Source organism: Algoriphagus litoralis (assembly GCF_003259255.1).
GTDB lineage: Bacteria > Bacteroidota > Bacteroidia > Cytophagales > Cyclobacteriaceae > Algoriphagus > Algoriphagus litoralis.
Window position 1 is genome coordinate 169,699 of the sequence record NZ_QGOL01000003.1, and the last position, 17,827, is coordinate 187,525.

The following is a 17,827-nucleotide window of genomic DNA, read 5'->3' on the forward strand; positions in this document are numbered from 1 at the left end:
TATGAAAAACAGTAAAGATTTCTTTTTCAAAGCAAGTGGCCTGGTGCTGCTTGCTTTTTGTTTTATTTTCACTTCTCAGGCTCAGGAATTGCGCTCGCTTTCTGGTGCAAATAGCCCAAATGATGACACCAATCCCGTTTGGATCGGAAACAATACCCTTCTTTTTACCCGTGCATTCCATCCTGATAACCTTGGTGGTAAATCAGACCCCGGAGATATCTGGGAAACGCGAAAAGACGAGTCAGGTGAATGGGGACTCGCGACCCATCGGCCTGATTTGAGTTCCTCTGGGTACGACTTGGTATTGGGATTGGAAGATGTATTGACTTTGCTTGTCCTTCGCAAGGAAGCACATGATTTGTCACTTCATCAGTTTTCAAAATTTGGTCAGGATTGGAATTACCTTCGGAAAGTTAATTTTCCCGATCTAAATTCATTTGAAGGAAATGTCACAGGAAGAGTGGCCGAAGGTGGTAAGTTGATTTTTTTGGCAGGCAAAAGAAAAGATAGTCTGGGAAACGAGGACATCTATGTCAGTGAAAAATCTGGATTGATTGATTGGTCTGAATTGAAAAACCTTGGGCCAGCGATAAATGGCTTTGGGCAGGAGATGGGGCCATTTTTTGATCCAAATTCTTCACAACTTTATTTTTCATCCAATTCGCATCCCGGTGCCAATGGAAAAGACATTTTAATTGCAAAAAAACTTGAAGAAGATTGGACCAGCTGGAGCAAACCAGAAAAATGGGAACAAATCAGCACTAGAGGATCGGAGGCATCGATTACCTTCATCAGCAAAGATGAGGTAGTTTGGACTAGTACCCAAAACAGTGACGGATTTGCTGATCTGTTGACTTTTTCCACTCCAGTTCCTTTAGTGATCCCAACAGACTTTGTCGCACCGATTGCGCCTCAAGCTAAACCTGAAGCTGTAAGAAGAACTTCATCAAGACCTACTCGGGTAGCGACAGAAATACCACAAACAAGAGCGATTCCTCTTTCGGATTCAACCAATGTATACCTACCAATGCCTGTCATTACTCCAATCGAAGAAAAACCGGTAGAGGCCGAACAGCCGATTTCTTGGGTAGTCATTGATGGTAAAAACAAGGTGGAGATTCCTTACACCATTACTTTTATTAAAGGTTCTGAAATAATTGATTTTCAACATGATCAGCTTATTTCTTCATTAAAGGAAAAGGGAGTAACTCAAATAAAAATTTCTGCCCAAGGCTACTTCCCAAAACAGATTTTGCTAGAAAATCTTGACTCCAAAAGTAAAACTGTGATCCTTCTTACCAAAGCTGAACCTGGGAGCATCGTCCTTTTGGAGGATGTGAATTTCAAACGAGGGACGGCAGAACTGGAGGGTGAATCGACTGAAGCAAGCCTATCCGATTTGGCGGCTTTTCTCAAAGAGAATCCTGAAATCAAAATCCGTATAAATGGACATACCGATAATGTAGGGGATCCAGGATTGAATAAGCAGTTATCACTAGAAAGGGCCGGAAGCGTGCGGGATTTTTTGGTGGATCAAGGGGTGAATTTCGAAAGTCTGCGAATTTCAGGCTGGGGTGGTACTCGACCGATCGCTTCAAATGCTACTGAAGCAGGAAGATCTAAAAATCGAAGAGTAGAACTTGCAGTTGAGCAATAAAAAAAGAGCTTCCAAATCGGAAGCCCTTTTTTTTATATGCTAACCTCACTAATCAAAGAGAATAATCACCGCGATACTCTCGTCGTACAAATTGATTTGCAGGCTCAAAATTGGTGATTTTCATATTTGGACCATCCCATACCAGCTTGATGCCTCTTCCAGGATAGTCAAACTGAGTGCTTGATCCGTCACGTGCTATTCTGTAATCGTAGCTTCTGATAGCAAGATTACCCATGAGAACAGATTCGGTCAAAGGTCCAGCTACTGAGAATGGTGAACTCAACTTTTTAAATTCTTCTGAGCCATGACCGGCAATACACGCATCCACCCAGTTATTGTAATGACCTCGATCTCCACCAGGTACTCTGTATTCAGTTTGGGGAACTTTCACCTCGGCAGTTCTGCTAGTTGGAAGGAGTTTTGGATCAGCACCATAGGTTGCACACATCATCTTTCCCTCAGTTCCTTCAATGATGACGCCATTTCCTCCATCACCCATCATTTCATTTGGCTCGAGCTCCTCTGGTCGAGTCGGTTGAATTCCCCCGTCCATCCAGTGGAATTCCAGGTCATCTTTACCCGGCCTGTCAAATCGAAGGGTGATATGCGAAGAGGGAGGACAGCTTTCTGGGAAGTAACCTCTCGTAAATTCGCCAACATACACCGATCCTACCGAACACTCGGCAGATTTGGGATATCCCAATCCTAATACTCGGAATGGCGGTTCCATAATATGGCAGGCCATATCTCCCAAAGCTCCTGTGCCATAGTCCCACCAACCACGCCAATTAAACGGAACCAAATTTCCTACATAATCTTTGTAGGGAGCAGTTCCAAGCCAGAGATCCCAATCCAAATCCGAAGGTGGAGTTATCGGTGTCTTGGGCCACTCTATTCCCTGTGGCCATACTGGGCGATTGGTCCATGAATACACCTTGGTTGCTTCTCCGATCAGTCCTGCATTGTACCATTCGACCATTTGACGAACGCCATCACCAGAGGAGCCTTGGTTTCCCATTTGTGTAACGACTTTATATTTTTCTGCAGCTTCGGTGAGCATCCGAGCCTCGTAGATGTCATGGGACATTGGCTTTTGAACATAGACATGTTTGCCCATTTTCATGGCCATCATCGCTTGTACGGCGTGCATGTGGTCAGGCGTTGAGACAGTCACGGCATCGATATTCTTGTCTTCTTTTTCTAGCATGATCCGGTAGTCCCTGTAGTAAGCAGCCTTTGGATGCTCTTCACGGCTTCTTTTTGCCCTCGAATCATCCACATCACAAAGGGCTACCATGTCCACTTTTCCACTTCTGAATACACCGCTGACATCGCTGGCACCCATTCCGCCTATACCTATACTGGCTACCCTTAGTTTGTCACTTGGTGCTACAAAACCTGGGCCTCCCAGAACGTGTCTAGGTACAATATAAAATCCGGCTACAGCCAAGGCAGAACCTTTAATGAAATTTCTCCGACTGTTTGTCTCCGTAGAATCTTTACTTTTCATATGCTATGGTTTGAGTTTATGCTAATCACACGCCAAAATATTAAAAACTGTCTATAGTTCCGTACTGGATTTCCGTGATAGGTAATTTTGTTTGGCATTAAATAGAGGAAAGCTGCGATTCGAAATGACTGGCAACAAATCTGATTTTTAGAATAATTTGATTTTAGGAAAATAGATTTGCAAAAAATTCAAGTAAGTTTAGGCAAAATCAGTAATCATGAAGAAACACATTTTGGCTGCAATCCTAGGGGCGACCTTTGCATTAGGAGCTTGCGAAAAGTCGCCTGTATTGAGTGAATCGGCACTTATTCCGCTTCCTCAGGAAATAACCGATGGTTCGGGAAGTTTTCAGCTTACCAGCGAAATCGGTATTCGGTTAATTGGTTCAGGTGAAAATTTGACCAGAATCGGCGAGCATTTGGCAGAAAAGCTGAGACCTGCTACTGGATTTGATATTCCTGTATCCTTTGATTCGGGAGAAGTTATTTTGGAACTCACGGGTTCTGAGGATTCAGAAGGATACGAAATTCAAATCTCTGATACAGAGGTAAAAATCACTTCTTCAGGAGAAGCTGGCCTTTTCTATGGTGTCCAGACTTTGCTGCAGTTGTTCCCGGCCCAATTAGCCAATACATCTGTACAGACCATGGATTGGGTTTTGCCAGTCGGTACGATCAAAGATGCTCCGGCTTTTGGTTATCGCGGATCTATGCTGGATGTAGCAAGACACTTTATTCCGGTAGAAGATGTGAAATATTTCATCGATCAGATGGCGATTTATAAACTAAACTACCTTCATCTGCACTTGACGGATGATCAAGGATGGAGAATCGAGATCAAATCCTGGCCAAAACTGACTGAAATAGGAGGAAGTACTGAAGTAGGAGGAGGAGAAGGAGGATTTTACACCCAGGAAGAATACAAAGAAATCGTAGCTTACGCTGCAGATCGCTTTATAACCATTGTTCCTGAAGTAGATATGCCAGGCCATACCAATTCGGCGTTGGCTTCTTATGCAGAGTTGAATCCTGGGGTCAATTTGCCCAATGGAAAGCTTGACTCTGTAAACCATGCACCACTGGACTATGAGATGCCAAAGAAAAACCCAACTGCTTCGGAACTTTATACAGGCATTGAAGTAGGTTGGAGTACCTTTTCCACAGAATTGGAATTGACCTATGCATTTGTAGACAGTGTAGTACAAGAAATCTCAGAGATCACGCCAGGTCCTTATTTTCATATTGGCGGAGATGAGTCTCATGTGACAGAAAAGGATGACTACATTTATTTTGTAGAGCGGGTACAAGACATCGTTTCCAAATATGGAAAAACCAGTATCGGATGGGATGAAGTGGCTACAGCCAAATTACTTCCAGGTAATGTGGCGCAATTCTGGGCTTTGGAAGAAAATGCAATACTAGCCAAAGAGCAGGGAAACAAAGTGCTCATGTCACCAGCCAAAAAAGTCTATCTGGATATGCAATATGACAGCACCTCTAGAATTGGACTTCACTGGGCTGCCTACATTGAATTGGACTCTGCGTATCTCTGGGAGCCAACATCCTATGCAAAAGGAATCTCAGCCGAAAACATCCTGGGCGTTGAAGCTCCATTATGGACAGAGACTGTGACCAACCGGGAGGATATTGACTACCTCACCTTTCCTAGACTTCCAGCTATAGCTGAGGTAGCTTGGACTAAAAAGGAAAGAAGAAATTGGGAGAGCTTCAGTAGGAGAATCCCCTCTCATGGGAAGAGATGGGAAATTCAAGGTATCGGATTTTACAAATCACCTAAAGTCAATTGGTAAAGTAGCTTATATTGGTAAACCGAAGTCAGAAATGGCTTCGGTTTTTTTATTTAAATTTTATTCCTTTTGAATTTGGCTAAAATGGGCCTATAATCGAGTTCAATTCGGGGAATTTGACATTTTCTAGAAATTAAAATTATTCATGGGAGACATTATCATTGAATTTAGTAATTGGATTTGGGGTCCGCCTATCTTGGTTTTGTTGCTAGGTGGAGGGACATTTTTTTTCATTCATTCGGGCTTTGTTCCAATCCTTAAAATTGGTCATGCCATTGGGCTTTTGCGAGGAAAGCATGATCAGGAGCATGCTCCCGGTCAAATCACCTCGGCCCAGGCACTTTCAGCGGCCATTGCCGCTACGGTAGGATTAGGGAATATCTCTGGAGTCGCTATTGCTATCAATATGGGAGGTCCGGGGGCTTTGTTTTGGATGTGGGTAGCTGCTTTTGTAGGTATGGCCACGAAGTATTATACCTGCAGTCTAGCCATCATGTATCGGGGGAAAGACAGTTCAGGTGAGATCCAAGGCGGTCCTATGTATGTCATTGAAGAAGGAATGGGTAAAAAATGGAGGTTCCTTTCAGTAATATTTTGTGTAGCCGGTGTAATTGGGCTTTTAGCAATATTTCAGGCAAACCAGCTTACGGCTGTAATTCAGGCAGTTTTGATTCAGCCAGATACACTTGAAGAAACTGTCCGAAATCGTTGGATTATAGGCTTTGGTATGATGGGTCTCACTGCGATTGTCATTTTGGGAGGAATCAAAAGGATCGCTTCAGTCGCTTCCAAAATGGTCCCATTCATGGTTGGGGTTTACATGATCACGGTGCTGATCATAATTTATCAATATTTGGGTAATGTACCAGCTATGTTTAAACTCATTGTAGTGGATGCATTTACAGGAAATGCTGTGTTAGGAGGAGCCGTTGGATCAGTTATCGTGATCGGTGCACGCAGGGCTGCTTTCTCCAACGAGGCAGGAATTGGTACAGCACCGATGGTGCATGGAGCCTCTAAAAATAATGAACCGATCCGAGAAGGATTGATTGCAATGCTCGGTCCATTTGTGGATACTATTGTGGTTTGTACACTTACCGCCTTGGTAATTCTTCTTACAGGGGTATGGGAAAATGCTGAAAATGACGGGGTGCGTTTGACTTTGGAAGCTTTTGAAGTGGGAATTCCGGTGTATGGAAAATACCTGTTGATGCTTTCTGTTTTGGTTTTTGCACTTTCCACAATGTTTACTTATTCCTACTATGGTCACAAATGCATGAATTACCTTTTTGGCGCGGATAAGGCGAATTATTACAATTATTTCTACCTGGCTACAATAGTCGTGGGAGCAGTAGCTTCGCTGGAAGTAGTGGTGAGTTTGGTAGATGGGATGTATGCGGTGATGGCATTTCCCAATATGATTGCCGCACTCTATTTAGCTCCAAAAGTCCGGGCTGCTTCGAAGGATTATTTTGCCAGGATGAAAGCCAAAAAGGGATGAATTTTCTGATTGCCCCCAATGCATTTAAAGGAACACTAGAGGCAGCAGAAGCAGCAAAAATAATCGCTGAACTTATCCGAACACTCCCAGATTCCCAAGTCCAATTGCAGCCAGTAGCGGACGGGGGAGATGGGACTTGTTCATTATTAATCGATTCGTTAAATCTGGACAAAATCCATAAGTGGACGCTAAATGCTGTGGGACAGCCCTGTTTGGGGTATTTTGGATGGGATGGGAAGCGAAATACAGCTTATCTCGACGTTTCTACAGCTTCTGGCTTGGGCACGCTTGAGACCTTCCAAAAGGATCCCCATACCACATCGACATTTGGCACGGGACTTTTGATTCGAAGTGCTGTTGATTTTGGTGCCAAGGAAATTGTCTTGGGACTGGGAGGTAGCGCAACGATAGACATGGGGACTGGTATTTTATATGCCTTAGGCGTTCTGTTTTTGGATGAGCATGGAAGAGAACTCTCCGCTTTTTCGGCCAGATTTTTAGAAAAAATCAAACACATTCAGCTCAGTACTTTTATCCCAAAAGTAAAATTCACCCTTCTTTGTGATGTTAGAAATCCATTTTTTGGAGAGAATGGTGCCATATCTGTTTTTGGCCCCCAAAAGGGACTGGAACGAAAGGATCTGCTGGATTTTGAAGAATCCTGCAAGACGCTACTCTCTCAAATGATCAGGAAATCAAAAAGAGATTGGAAGGATTCTCCCGGATTCGGTGCAGCAGGAGGGATTGCGTTGGGTTTGGACTTGTTTTTTTTCACTGAAATTCGGTTTGGTGCTGAATATTTCTTTGAACAAACTGCATTGAAGGGAAAAATTGAATTTGCCGATTGGATCATCACTGGTGAGGGACAGTACGATTCCCAAAGTGATCAAGGTAAGGCCAGTTTTGAATTGTTACGATTGGCAAAGGAGGCTGGAAAAAAAGTTGCTTTGATTACATCGGGTAAAGGAGGAATGGAATCAGGTTTTGATTTGGTACTAGAACTCCCTCCACTTGATTTTTCAGATTTTGATTATAAAGAAAAAGCCCGACAAAATCTCGTCAGGCTAATGCATCAGGCTCTTACTGAAGGAAAATTTAATTAAACTCTCCGATAATCTCCACGCCAATCTTTCACTTGAAGTTTGATTTCTTTTGCGGTTAATTTTTGGCTGATGGCCTTTTCAATCAAATCGATAAGTTCGGGATCGCTGGCGAATCTTAACGCGATAATTTGACCTAATTTAAGCTGATCTTCCAGGGGATAGAATGATTGTCCAGTCAAATGAAAATACCGCTGTCTCATCTCCATCAGAATAATTCGATTCTGATTTTTGAGGGCATAAATTCTAGATAACAGGGGAAGCAATACCAAAATAATTGCTCCAAGTAAGAAATATAGACTTGAATAGAGACTTTCGCTGGTGCTGAAATCCATTTTGGAAATGGTCCATCCCAAATAAATCAAAGTCAAGGGTGTCAGGACAAAATGATGTAATGGATAATATCTGGCGTGATTGCTGAAATTTTGTTTTTTCATGGGTAAATTTTTGGCTAAAAAAAAAAAGGAGGCTTAGCCTCCTTTCATAAGATTTGTAGAAATTAATGATCAGCCTTTTTCTTTTTGCTGAAAGTACTTCGAGCATCAATTGCAGATAGACCTGCTCCAAGTCCAATTAGTATACAGACAATCAGTATAAAAAGCTGAGCACCTGGCATAATTGGAGAACTGAAAATATCTAGTAGTGTCATTTGCTATAATTTGTGATTCACATGAATGCACGAAGATAGGGTAGGAAGTCGATTTTACAAAAGTAAAATACTGAATCTAAAGCAACCTTAGTGATTAATCCAGATCGTCTTCAAAATCATCTTCTTCAATATCCTCATCATCTCCGAAGTCATCCTCATCCTCCCCAAAATCTACGATGTTGTCATCCAGAAATTCTGTGTCTTCATCTAGATCGTATCCATCTTCAAAGTCATCTTCGAATTCATCTTCTTCTTCTTCGAAATCTTCAATTTCATCGAAATCATCTTCAAAATCCTCCATAGCTGTTTCAAAAGGGGTTAAATTTTATTCTTCACGAAATAAGACAAAATTTTAATTACACCAATACAGGTAACTCTAATTTTTTTTCCAACTCAGATTCAATCAGACTATAATTTTCAGTGATCCACTTTTCTCTCAAAAGTTTTGCCCAAGTTTCCATGTATAGTATGACATCTTCTCTTGAATTTTTATTCAGTTGATCTCTTTTTTCTATTGGTATTTGAGCAAGAATCAGCGGGTCTGAGAGTTTTTCCAAATTGGCCAAGTCCTCCAGCGTAAGTCCAAAATCCAACATTGTCGAAATCATTAAATCAATTGGATATCCACTGCTGGGACAATAATCAAGGAGTTGTTCATTCCAGTCCCCATGCTTTTGCATAGCGTATCGGTGAATATCAGCTTTACTGAGATGCGTAAGTTCCTGAGCTAAATTACCGCAATTACAAGCTCCCATATGACCCCATTGGTAAGCTGCCCCATTGGATAATTTCTGAACTGTTTTTTCGATTGCATCTATCAAACTTGGATTTGCACTTGCCATAATCTCTTTTTTTGGTATTAACCAATTTCGGGATTCTAAGTTTGAAAATGTTCAAGAAGGCAAAAAAAAACTGATCGAAATTGGATCAGTTGAAGATGGACTTGATGTACTTTTTAATTAATGGCTTGGAGAGGTAATCTTTTACAAGATCGTATTGGCTAGCCTTTGAAATGTCCCGCTGATCTACTGAGCTACTCAAGATATAAATTTGAGCATCGTTGTTTTCTGGCTGAAAGTGATCTAAAAAATCCCAACCGTTCATTTCTGGCATATTGAGGTCCAAAAAAAGATAATTGGGCCGAAGTGAATTTATTTCGTTCAATGCAGTTTTTGCACTTTGGAATTTGTGAAATGTACAAGGTTCCTTGACATTTTTCAAAATTAGCTTTTCTGTCACGAAAGTGCTAATTGGGTCATCGTCTATCAGAACTATTGTGAGCATCGAAGTGCAAAAATTTGATTTTGAAATACATTAATAATCATACAAAACTACAATCTTTTTCTTATTGTTCAAATACTTTGCCAGAAATCATGTCACTATTCAAAGAATTTGACTTCTTTTTTTGAATTTTTCTTTGCCTTTCAATAAATCAAAGAACATAATGAAGTCCGACGCGAGGCTGAAGAGGGGATATTGGAAAGTGGCGGGTTTGTTTTTTTCGAAGAAGAAATGGCCAACCCACGCAAAACCATAGCCAACAATCGGGATGCAAAGAAAGAGAAGGTAGTTTCCAGTCGTGAATCCTACACCCAAAATCACAAACAGTAAGCCTGTTCCAATGAAATGAAGGATGCGGCAGGTCGTGTTCTGGTGCTCCTCCAAATAGTAAGGATAGAATTCCTTAAGGGTTGTATATTTCTTTTCCATTTCATCTTTGGTTTTTCTGTTCTAGAAACGTCTTTAAGACTGCATCTAGAGTTTTTTCGACTTTTTTTTGTTTTGTTTTTGGACTGCTGACCTCTGTAACTCCAGTTAAAGTCATCAAAAATTTGTCCTGGACAGGATCAATAAAATCTACGATTACCTGCAGAAGCTCATAATTACTGGTAGTCACTCGGTTAGTTTCAAATGGATTGTATATCCAAGGGTTATATACTCTATATCCCCAAAATGGGTAGGGATTGTTATTGGTGACGGTTTCCCGCTGTCTGAGATCTTCATTCGAGTGGTATCGAATGACCACATCCGGTTTTATAGGGTCATAGGTCATTCCGTTACTTTCAAGTGTTTCTTGTATCTGAGATTGAACCAGCTCATCAAGGAATTGTGCAGAAAATCCCCGCATGCCGATCTCTTTATTGATAATGACGAAGGATTGATAGGGACGCGCAATAGGAATTTCATTGTTTTCATTGAATACGTCGATTGCGGTACAGGAGACAAAAAATGATGCTGCCAGCAGCATTAGAGAAGGCCGAAATTTCCGAAACATTGGGTGTTGGGTTTGAACATTAGGATAGTTCTTCATTGATGAAAGTTACTTTTTCTTCTCAAACGAAAAAACATCAGTCTTTATTCCTGAAATTTTCTTTCGAATGAGCTGGTTTGTTATTTTTGCCAACCGAAAGTTATGAGCAGACCTGATTTTGACGATATTTTTATGGAGTTGGCAGTTAATCTTGCCAAACGTTCGCACTGTATCAAAAAGCACGTTGGTGCAGTTTTGACTAAAGAAACCAGGATCATCTCGATCGGGTATAATGGACCTCCCGCGGGAACCCATAATTGTGATTTGGAATTTCCGGAGCACGGCTGTGCACGCGATAGCAAGGGAAGCTGCTCGCTGGCCCTCCATGCAGAGCAGAATGCGATTCTTTATGCTGTCAAAAACAACACTTCCGTGGAAGGCTCCACATTGTACGTAACTTTGTCCCCTTGTTTGGCTTGTGCCAGAATTATCTTTTCTATGGGGATTTCTAAGGTAGTTTACCTCTTTTCTTATGCAGAATACAAAGGAATCGGGTCGGACGAAGGGGTGGATTTCCTGAAGAAATTCGGAGTGAAAGTGGAACGCTACCGAAAAGAACTGGCGGTATCTGACCAGCTGATCTAAATGAAATTGACTTCGGGTTGAAGCTGAATGCCAAATTTCTCCATCACGGACTGTTGGATCTGTTGAGCTAAGGAAATTATATCTTCCCCCTTACCATTACCGTAATTAACCAAAACCAACGCTTGTTTGGAATGGACACCTACCTCACCGAATCTTTTTCCTTTCCAGCCAGCTTGCTCGATCAGCCATCCTGCAGGGACTTTTACCCCCTCATTTAAAATATAGCCAGGAATCTCAGGAAAAACTGTCTTCAATTCATTGAACTGACTAGTAAGGATGGTTGGGTTCTTAAAAAATGACCCCGCATTTCCGATCACTTTGGGATCTGGAAGCTTAGATGTACGGATAGCAATGACAGCCTCACTGATCTCCCGAATGCCTGGCTGATCGATGCCTTTTTCCTTTAAAACATCTCGAATAGCTCCGTATTCTATATTCAAATCCGGTTTTTTCTTCAGTTTGAAAATCACCGAGCAAATAATGTATTGATCTTTTAATTCATTTTTGAAGACACTTTCTCTGTAGCCAAACTTACAATCCTGCTTTGAAAAAGTTTTGATGCGTAAAGTGGCTTTTTCCAAAGCCTCCAAGCTTTCAAAGACATCTTGTATTTCGACACCATAGGCTCCGATATTTTGCATGGGAGAAGCCCCCACAGTTCCTGGGATTAGCGAGAGATTTTCCAATCCAGCCCAATTGTGATCGATGGCATAACTTACCAAGTCATGCCAGATCACCCCGGCACCCACTTTAACCCAATAGTGTGCATCGTCTTCAGCAATCAGTTCGATTCCTTGGATTTCCATTTTTATTACCAAACCATTGAAGTCTGCTGTCAGCAGAATATTACTTCCACCGCCGAGAATTAAAACTTTCTCGTTGCGATCTTTTGCCCAACTCAGTGCTTCTGCCAGACTTTCACTACTCCCGACAATGGTAAAAAATCGTGCATTTCTAGCAATTCCAAAAGTGTTCAGTCGCTGTAGCGAAATGTTTTCTTGTATATTCATGCACTTGGTTTTGACTTGCGAAATAAGCAAGATTTTGAGCCAAAGTGAAACGAAACCACCAATCTTGCTGTCCATTTCATGAAAGAAGTGCTGATCAATGGAGTCCGGATCAGATCCGGGCAATCTGTCAACATAGAGTTACCAATTGCCAAACTTCCTACGCATACGTTAATCGATCTGCCAATTTTCATTCGATCAGCAAAAGAAGAAGGCCCAGTAGTCCTGATCAGCGGGGGAGTACATGGAGACGAGATTAATGGGATTTTTACGGCCAAACGAATCCTGGAAGAAATTGACTCGGGTGTAGAGCTCCTCAAAGGAACCTTGATCGTTATTCCCTTGGTGAATATTTATGGATTTCTTTCCAATAGCAGGACTTTTCCAGATGGCCGTGATCTAAACAGGAGCTTCCCTGGCAATAAAAAAGGTTCTTTGGCGTCCAGGATTGCCTACATCCTGAGTGAGCAGATTATTCCCCAGATTGATTTTGGGATCGATTTTCATACTGGAGGTAGAATGCTATCCAATCAACCGCAAATCCGGGTAGATTTTAAGGACAAAGTTGCATTGGAGTTGGCCAAAGCCTTTGGGACTCATTTTGTGGTGAATTCCAAACATATTGAGAAGTCGTTCAGGAAGACCGCCTACAATGCTAGGAAACACCTCCTGGTTTTCGAAGGAGGAGAAAGTATGCGATTGGATAATTTCGCCATTGATGAAGGGATATTGGGTACCAAAAGACTCCTAAACCATCTTGGGATGATCTATGCACCTATTGCACCTCAGGCTACGCTAGTAATGAAGGACAGCGAATGGACTCGGGGTAAGGCTTCGGGGATATTTTTCTCGTCAGTAAAACTTGGTGAATCTGTCAAAAAGGGACAAATCATAGCCCGGATTTCAGATCCTTATGGTCAGGTGATTGTACCTGTCAAAGCAAATGCGAATGGTCATGTGATTGGACTAAATAACAATCCTGTGGTCAATGTCGGAGATGCACTGATTCATATCGGAAGGGAATAGTCAAGTTCTTGGCTGATTTTGCCTTGAAACAAAAACAAAAAAAAGCACCGATCACCCGGTGCTTTCTTATTTTCTTCTGATCAGTTATCAACTGAAATAGTTTTTCAATCCTTCCAATCTTGTGACCAATTCTGCTTCTATTTTTCGATATTCGCTTGCACTGGCAAGAGGAGCGCTTACTGAAAAATAGTATTTGATTTTCGGTTCTGTACCGGATGGACGAGCGGAGATTTTGCTTCCGTCTACGAGATAAAATTGCATCACATTGGACTTGTCCATATCCAGTTTTTCCACTTTGCCTGACTTGAGATGCGTAATAGTAGAGTTTTTCACATCTACGATCCGATCCACATCGATCCCATTCATTTGCGAAGGAGGGTTGGTTCGGAATCCATTCATCAAAGCTTGGATTTGCTCGGCACCATCTTTTCCTTTTTTCGTCACTGAGATTAGAGATTCTTTGAAAAAGCCAAATTGGGTGTAGATCTCAGCCAAAACATCGATCGCGTTTTTACCCTGGGTTTTATAGTAGGCGATCAGCTCGGCGAAAACAGCCGCTGCGCTCACAGCATCTTTGTCCCGAACAAAATCTCCAACTAGGTAGCCATACGATTCCTCACCGCCCCCGATGTAGGTTTCTTTGCCCTCCAGCTGTAGAATAATGGAGGCAATATTTTTAAATCCGGTTAATACATTGAAGCACTTCACTCCAAATCCGGCTGCGATTTCATTGATCAACTCCGTGGTCACTATAGTATTGACCATAAACTGATTGCCGTCCAATTTGCCAGCTTCCTTCCATTTGTTCAGCAGGTAATAGCTGATCATGGCTCCAGATTGGTTTCCATTCAGCAATTCAAATTCACCTGATTCGTTGGGAACTACTGCAGCATAACGATCTCCATCCGGGTCACAGGCCAAGACTAGCTCAGCGTTTACTTTTTTACCCAATTCAATAGCCATGGTCAAAGCCTCTGCTTCTTCAGGATTGGGATAAATAACTGTCGGGAAATTGCCGTCTGGTTCAGCTTGTTCTTTTACAATATGGACATTTTCAAATCCAAAAGCCTTCAATGCAGCAGGCACCATCTTACCGGAGGCTCCATGAATAGGAGAAAAGACAATCGGCATACTTTTCTGGGCCTGGATGGCATCTGGAGAAAGACTCAATCCTTTGACCAAATCCAGATAAATTTTATCAAAGCCCTCCTCAATATACTCAAACAGCGCATCATTCTTATTCCAATTCACCTGATCAAAGGAGGTGATCTTTTGAACTTCCTTGATGATGTTGGTATCGTGTGGGGCGACTACCTGAGCGCCATCTTCCCAATAGGCCTTGTATCCGTTGTATTCTTTGGGATTGTGTGATGCAGTGATCATTACGCCGCTTTTGCAGCCAAAATGCCGAACTGCAAAAGATAACATCGGTGTCGGTCGCATTTCCTTGAAATAAAGGACTTTGATGCCATTAGCAGTGAATACATCGGCTGTAGTTTTAGCAAAAAGCGTGTTGTTGATTCTACAGTCATGAGTGATGGCCACCTTGATTTCTTGTCCTGGAAAGGATTTTAACAAGTAATTGGCCAAGCCTTGAGTAGCCATGCCTACCGTGTAGACATTCATCCGATTGGTGCCTACTCCCATCAAACCTCTCAAACCACCAGTTCCAAATTCCAAATCCTGATAAAAGGAATCCACCAATTCGGTAGGATTGTCCGTCATTAATTTTTTGATTGATGCTTTAGTTTCAGCATCAACATTTCCATCCAGCCAGCTTTGCGCTTTGCTAAGAATTGCAGGGTCGATTGAACTCATTTTTTTAAAAATTTCTGTGTGGTTCTAAGATAGATAAAATGTCAAAAAATGCCACTTCACTTTTGAAAATGATCCAAAGGAGGATTGAGATTTACTTTGGCAGGTTTTTAAATCCTGAGATATCAGTTACTTTAGGTCTTTAAAAGTCTGAGACTCTCCATGCCATTTCGATATTTTCTTGCCACAATGATTTTTCCTTTATTATTCTGTACAGGTAGGGATTCGGACTTTGGTGTTTTTTCTATTTCAAAAGAGTCCATTACTCAACATGAAGATCCAAAACCTGGGCAGATTTCTGTGAGGGAATCCAATGTCGAATTGCAAGTGGCAGTGGGAAATAAAATTTTTGTATTCGGAAAAGCCAAAGGGACGCTCGATAAGCTAAAAGTGGGAATGAATGTCCTACATTTTTCACAGTCTTCCATGGATGAGGCCAGTTCAAATGAATTTTCTACAGTGATGTGGAAAAAACAAAAGGATGGATCCATCCTCATCAAATCCTCCTACAAACCTTGGCCAAATTCCTTGTCTTGGACAGTATTTGCTGATGGCCGACTGAAGTTGGAAGTTTCTTCTCCATCCTCGGAGATATCCAATTCGAAATGGGCCGGTCTTGGATTCAATTATCCGGATCAACTATTAAACCAGATTTCGTGGAATTCTTCGGATTCGGAATCGGGAAATTGGAAAAACCTACAGTTTACACCCATGGCTGACCCTACACTAGAAATTGAGGGAAATCCTACAGGCTTTTTAATGCAGATTCGCTCAGTCAAGATGGAATTTGAATCGGTGATACTGGATGTGAGTACTGAGACATCAGACATTTTTTTGGGCTTGGGAGATTATCAAAATCCAGATAGTTCCTATCCCACTGCGGTCTCAGACTTGGTGTTCTATTTTAATCCTCCTTTGCAGGAAATTGATAAGCCACTCCAGTCTCCTTCAGACCAATCATCCTTCCGTCCCAACCAACCAAAGGAACAGCTTGTGCTTTGGTTTCATTTTCGATAAGTTTAATCGTAACATACCCGTCTTACTATGAGAATCTTTTTATTTCTGTGTCTTTTTTTAGTTCAACTTCAGGCTTTTTCACAAACCATTCTGAAAACCCCCTGGAGTGATCAGGTAGATCCAACTCATCCGCATCCGGAATATCCAGAGCCTCAACTGGTGCGGGATAAATGGCAAAGCTTAAACGGACCTTGGGATTTTGCGATTTTGCCAAAAGGAAGCAGTCCGGAGACTGGATTTGCAGGAAAAATCACCGTGCCTTTCCCTGTAGAATCTTTTCTCTCGGGAGTGCAAAAAACTGTTGGTCCCGAAAATGAACTTTGGTACGAACGGAATTTCGATTTGGAATTAAGCCCGAAAGGCAAGCGAATCCTGCTCAAGTTTGGTGCAGTGGATTGGGAAGCCGAAGTATGGGTGAACGATAAGCAAGTGGGTAAGCATCAAGGTGGATTCGATTCATTTTCCTTCGATATCACCGATTTTTTGGTAAAAGGGAAGCAGCAAAAAATTCGAGTGCGGGTATGGGATCCAAGCGATGCAGGTCCACAACCTCGCGGGAAGCAAGTTCAAGATCCGAAAGGGATTTGGTATACGCCGGTCACCGGTATTTGGCAAAGCGTTTATATGCTAGAGGTGCCAACCGAGTATATTTCCTCAGTGTATTCGATGACGGATTGGGAAAATTCTGTTCAGGTCTTTTATCCTGAAGTCACCAATCCCAAAGCTGGACAGGAAGTGGAAGTTTCTGTTTTGGATCAAGGAAATCTTGTTGCGACTTTCAAAGGTCAACCCAATAAACCACTTCCGGTGCGCTTGGAAAAACCTAAAACCTGGTCGCCGGATTCCCCATTCTTGTATGATGTTTCCATCAAAATTCTCGAAGGAAAGAAAATCATAGATCAAGTCACATCTTATGCAGCCTATCGGGATATCAGAATGGCCAAAGATCAAAATGGCCATCAACGAATGTTTCTGAATGGAAAGCCGCTATTTCACTATGGCCCACTGGATCAAGGCTGGTGGCCTGATGGGCTATATACAGCACCTACTGACGAAGCTTTACTTTTTGATATCCAAAAAACCAAAGAGATGGGCTTCAACATGATCCGAAAGCATGTAAAAGTAGAACCTGCGCGCTGGTATTACCATGCGGATCGATTGGGGATGCTGGTTTGGCAGGACATGCCTAGCGGGGATATGGGAAATCGCTGGGAGGTCAGACCGGGAGTCATCCGTGAAGGAATGTATAAAAACCGAACCGAGGAGTCAGAGGAGATTTTCAAAGCCGAGTGGAAGGAAATCATCAATGAATTCCGGTTTTTCCCTTCAATCGTAGCTTGGGTTCCGTTCAATGAAGCTTGGGGGCAATTCAAAACTGCCGAAATCACCAAACTGACCCGAGAGTTGGATCCCAGTCGATTGATCAACTCCGCAAGTGGCGGGAACTTTGAAATGACCGGATCAAAAGTCGTGGGGGATATCCTCGATCTGCACAATTACCCCGATCCAGTCATGCCCGACCCGCAGGTATTTGGCAAAGAAAATATTCTGGTTCTGGGGGAATTTGGAGGCTTGGGATTACCGCTGGAAGGTCATACTTGGCAGCTAAAGGACAATTGGGGATACCAAAGTTTTTCTTCTCCCGAGGAACTGAAGGCTCGATACATGATTCTAATGGAAGATTTACTCAAGATGATTCCTAAAGGTCTGGCTGCGGCCGTTTACACGCAGACCACAGATGTGGAAGTGGAGACGAATGGGCTCATGACCTATGACCGAAAAGTCATAAAAATTGCACTGGAAGACCTCAGAAAAATACACGAGAGCCTTTACAAATGATTC

17 protein-coding genes are annotated in these 17,827 nt (G+C 42.2%); 8 read left to right on the plus strand and 9 right to left on the minus strand.

The window, feature by feature from the left end; translation table 11 throughout:
• Position 1: 1 nt before the first annotated feature.
• Complete coding sequence (locus DK188_RS04065) at positions 2 to 1,657, plus strand: OmpA family protein (protein WP_111669525.1); 1,656 nt, start codon at positions 2 to 4, stop codon at positions 1,655 to 1,657.
• A 52-nt stretch (positions 1,658 to 1,709) separates the two neighbouring features.
• Here the strand turns inward: DK188_RS04065 and DK188_RS04070 are convergent, their stop codons facing one another.
• Entirely contained in the window at positions 1,710 to 3,167 is a 1,458-nt protein-coding gene (locus DK188_RS04070) for a Gfo/Idh/MocA family protein (RefSeq protein ID WP_111669526.1), read from the minus strand.
• Between the two features lie 217 nt (positions 3,168 to 3,384).
• On the opposite strand from DK188_RS04070, the gene DK188_RS04075 reads away from it, so the two are divergent.
• From DK188_RS04075 to DK188_RS04085, 3 genes are all read left to right on the plus strand, one after another.
• On the plus strand, positions 3,385 to 4,977 hold the full coding sequence (locus tag DK188_RS04075) for a beta-N-acetylhexosaminidase (protein ID WP_111669527.1): 1,593 nt from the start codon (positions 3,385 to 3,387) through the stop codon (positions 4,975 to 4,977).
• Positions 4,978 to 5,119: 142 nt separating this feature from the next.
• The gene (locus DK188_RS04080) at positions 5,120 to 6,475 is read left to right on the plus strand and encodes an alanine/glycine:cation symporter family protein (RefSeq protein ID WP_111669528.1); all 1,356 of its coding nucleotides are present in this window, start codon (positions 5,120 to 5,122) and stop codon (positions 6,473 to 6,475) included.
• On the plus strand, positions 6,472 to 7,578 hold the full coding sequence (locus tag DK188_RS04085; RefSeq protein WP_111669529.1) for a glycerate kinase family protein: 1,107 nt from the start codon (positions 6,472 to 6,474) through the stop codon (positions 7,576 to 7,578). Before DK188_RS04080 ends, DK188_RS04085 begins: the two co-directional genes overlap by 4 nt.
• On the opposite strand, the gene DK188_RS04090 is transcribed toward DK188_RS04085, so the two are convergent.
• The 6 genes from DK188_RS04090 to DK188_RS04115 all read right to left on the minus strand — a co-directional run bounded on the left by DK188_RS04090 (position 7,575) and on the right by DK188_RS04115 (position 10,499).
• Complete coding sequence (locus tag DK188_RS04090; protein WP_111669530.1) at positions 7,575 to 8,012, minus strand: DUF6526 family protein; 438 nt, start codon at positions 8,010 to 8,012, stop codon at positions 7,575 to 7,577. The genes DK188_RS04085 and DK188_RS04090 overlap by 4 nt on opposite strands.
• 306 nt (positions 8,013 to 8,318) lie before the next feature.
• A complete protein-coding gene (locus DK188_RS04095; RefSeq protein WP_111669531.1) occupies positions 8,319 to 8,525 on the minus strand; it encodes a hypothetical protein in 207 nt (68 codons plus the stop codon).
• 55 nt (positions 8,526 to 8,580) lie between these two features.
• A complete protein-coding gene (locus DK188_RS04100; RefSeq protein WP_111669532.1) occupies positions 8,581 to 9,066 on the minus strand; it encodes a hypothetical protein in 486 nt (161 codons plus the stop codon).
• 85 nt (positions 9,067 to 9,151) lie between these two features.
• On the minus strand, positions 9,152 to 9,508 hold the full coding sequence (locus DK188_RS04105) for a response regulator (protein WP_111669533.1): 357 nt from the start codon (positions 9,506 to 9,508) through the stop codon (positions 9,152 to 9,154).
• Positions 9,509 to 9,607: 99 nt separating this feature from the next.
• A complete protein-coding gene (locus tag DK188_RS04110; RefSeq protein ID WP_111669534.1) occupies positions 9,608 to 9,934 on the minus strand; it encodes a DUF962 domain-containing protein in 327 nt (108 codons plus the stop codon).
• A gap of 1 nt (position 9,935) precedes the next feature.
• Positions 9,936 to 10,499, minus strand: coding sequence for a DUF4136 domain-containing protein (locus tag DK188_RS04115; RefSeq protein WP_232825659.1), 564 nt, complete (start codon positions 10,497 to 10,499; stop codon positions 9,936 to 9,938).
• Positions 10,500 to 10,637: 138 nt separating this feature from the next.
• Here DK188_RS04115 and DK188_RS04120 point away from each other — a divergent pair, with 138 nt between their 5' ends.
• Complete coding sequence (locus DK188_RS04120) at positions 10,638 to 11,120, plus strand: deoxycytidylate deaminase (RefSeq protein WP_111669536.1); 483 nt, start codon at positions 10,638 to 10,640, stop codon at positions 11,118 to 11,120.
• On the opposite strand, the gene murB is transcribed toward DK188_RS04120, so the two are convergent.
• The gene (murB, locus tag DK188_RS04125) at positions 11,117 to 12,130 is read right to left on the minus strand and encodes a UDP-N-acetylmuramate dehydrogenase (RefSeq protein ID WP_111669820.1); all 1,014 of its coding nucleotides are present in this window, start codon (positions 12,128 to 12,130) and stop codon (positions 11,117 to 11,119) included. The two genes, DK188_RS04120 and murB, sit on opposite strands and share 4 nt — an antisense overlap.
• A gap of 78 nt (positions 12,131 to 12,208) precedes the next feature.
• Between murB and DK188_RS04130 the strand changes: the two genes are divergently transcribed.
• A complete protein-coding gene (locus DK188_RS04130; RefSeq protein ID WP_111669537.1) occupies positions 12,209 to 13,153 on the plus strand; it encodes a succinylglutamate desuccinylase/aspartoacylase family protein in 945 nt (314 codons plus the stop codon).
• 87 nt (positions 13,154 to 13,240) lie between these two features.
• Here DK188_RS04130 and DK188_RS04135 read toward each other — a convergent pair whose 3' ends face one another.
• Positions 13,241 to 14,971: a phospho-sugar mutase gene (locus tag DK188_RS04135; RefSeq protein ID WP_111669538.1), complete on the minus strand. Its 1,731-nt coding sequence runs from the start codon at positions 14,969 to 14,971 to the stop codon at positions 13,241 to 13,243.
• Between the two features lie 297 nt (positions 14,972 to 15,268).
• Between DK188_RS04135 and DK188_RS04140 the strand changes: the two genes are divergently transcribed.
• Both DK188_RS04140 and DK188_RS04145 read left to right on the plus strand, forming a co-directional pair.
• Entirely contained in the window at positions 15,269 to 15,985 is a 717-nt protein-coding gene (locus tag DK188_RS04140) for a hypothetical protein (RefSeq protein WP_157963160.1), read from the plus strand.
• 27 nt (positions 15,986 to 16,012) lie between these two features.
• Positions 16,013 to 17,824, plus strand: coding sequence for a glycoside hydrolase family 2 protein (locus DK188_RS04145; RefSeq protein ID WP_111669540.1), 1,812 nt, complete (start codon positions 16,013 to 16,015; stop codon positions 17,822 to 17,824).
• Positions 17,825 to 17,827: the final 3 nt, after the last annotated feature.

Coding starts and splice junctions, on each gene's coding strand:
- DK188_RS04085 (WP_111669529.1), top strand. CDS start 6,472: ATGAATTTTCTGATTGCCCCCAATGCATTTAAAGGAACACTAGAGGCA.
- DK188_RS04095 (WP_111669531.1), bottom strand. CDS start 8,525: ATGGAGGATTTTGAAGATGATTTCGATGAAATTGAAGATTTCGAAGAA.
- DK188_RS04135 (WP_111669538.1), bottom strand. CDS start 14,971: ATGAGTTCAATCGACCCTGCAATTCTTAGCAAAGCGCAAAGCTGGCTG.
- DK188_RS04130 (WP_111669537.1), top strand. CDS start 12,209: ATGAAAGAAGTGCTGATCAATGGAGTCCGGATCAGATCCGGGCAATCT.
- DK188_RS04145 (WP_111669540.1), top strand. CDS start 16,013: ATGAGAATCTTTTTATTTCTGTGTCTTTTTTTAGTTCAACTTCAGGCT.
- DK188_RS04100 (WP_111669532.1), bottom strand. CDS start 9,066: ATGGCAAGTGCAAATCCAAGTTTGATAGATGCAATCGAAAAAACAGTT.
- DK188_RS04090 (WP_111669530.1), bottom strand. CDS start 8,012: ATGAAAAAACAAAATTTCAGCAATCACGCCAGATATTATCCATTACAT.
- DK188_RS04075 (WP_111669527.1), top strand. CDS start 3,385: ATGAAGAAACACATTTTGGCTGCAATCCTAGGGGCGACCTTTGCATTA.
- DK188_RS04120 (WP_111669536.1), top strand. CDS start 10,638: ATGAGCAGACCTGATTTTGACGATATTTTTATGGAGTTGGCAGTTAAT.
- DK188_RS04105 (WP_111669533.1), bottom strand. CDS start 9,508: ATGCTCACAATAGTTCTGATAGACGATGACCCAATTAGCACTTTCGTG.
- DK188_RS04110 (WP_111669534.1), bottom strand. CDS start 9,934: ATGGAAAAGAAATATACAACCCTTAAGGAATTCTATCCTTACTATTTG.
- murB (WP_111669820.1), bottom strand. CDS start 12,130: ATGAATATACAAGAAAACATTTCGCTACAGCGACTGAACACTTTTGGA.
- DK188_RS04115 (WP_232825659.1), bottom strand. CDS start 10,499: ATGTTTCGGAAATTTCGGCCTTCTCTAATGCTGCTGGCAGCATCATTT.
- DK188_RS04080 (WP_111669528.1), top strand. CDS start 5,120: ATGGGAGACATTATCATTGAATTTAGTAATTGGATTTGGGGTCCGCCT.
- DK188_RS04065 (WP_111669525.1), top strand. CDS start 2: ATGAAAAACAGTAAAGATTTCTTTTTCAAAGCAAGTGGCCTGGTGCTG.
- DK188_RS04070 (WP_111669526.1), bottom strand. CDS start 3,167: ATGAAAAGTAAAGATTCTACGGAGACAAACAGTCGGAGAAATTTCATT.